A 524-nucleotide genomic window follows, 5' to 3' on the forward strand; every position below is an offset into this window, starting at 1 on the left:
GACAGTTATCGTGGTGGTATAGTTATTGTTCGTTGCCGGCGCACTGTGCTTGACCCGTGTCAAGTTACCCACTTCGTCATAAGTATAAGTGCGGGTGTAGTTTGTGTACGCTGAACTGTCTGATGAGAAGGGGATTGTTGCAGACGGTAAGTGATTACTTTGCTGGCCGGCATTGGCCATTTCACGACCAGTAGCTTGGACCAACTGATAGAGGCTATCGTAAGTATAGGTATTTTCCGGCACCACTTTCTGATTACGCCAAAAGCGGGTCTCTTCTGCATCATTATTGATTGTTACCACGTTACCTACTGGGTCATATTCGTAGCGAAGGTCTTGCAACACCTTCGCACCAAGAGCATGCCCTGTCGGACGCTCTGTTTTTATCCCGATTAAGCGTTGTGTTTCTGGCTCATACGAATATGTCGTAACCACGCCGTTACCCTGCTCTTCACGCGGTTTTTGTCCAGCTGCTGAATACGTCAAGGATTTTACAATAGTTTGTTCTGCTTTCCCTTTCAGGGTCA

The 524-nt window shown here is 47.3% G+C and carries 1 pseudogene; it reads right to left on the reverse strand.

The features are described from left to right. Positions 1-524 (reverse strand): annotated as a pseudogene (locus tag OU793_RS24890) (hypothetical protein); the annotation flags it as partial.

This window comes from Vibrio sp. VP6 (assembly GCF_028823755.1).
GTDB lineage: Bacteria > Pseudomonadota > Gammaproteobacteria > Enterobacterales > Vibrionaceae > Vibrio > Vibrio parahaemolyticus.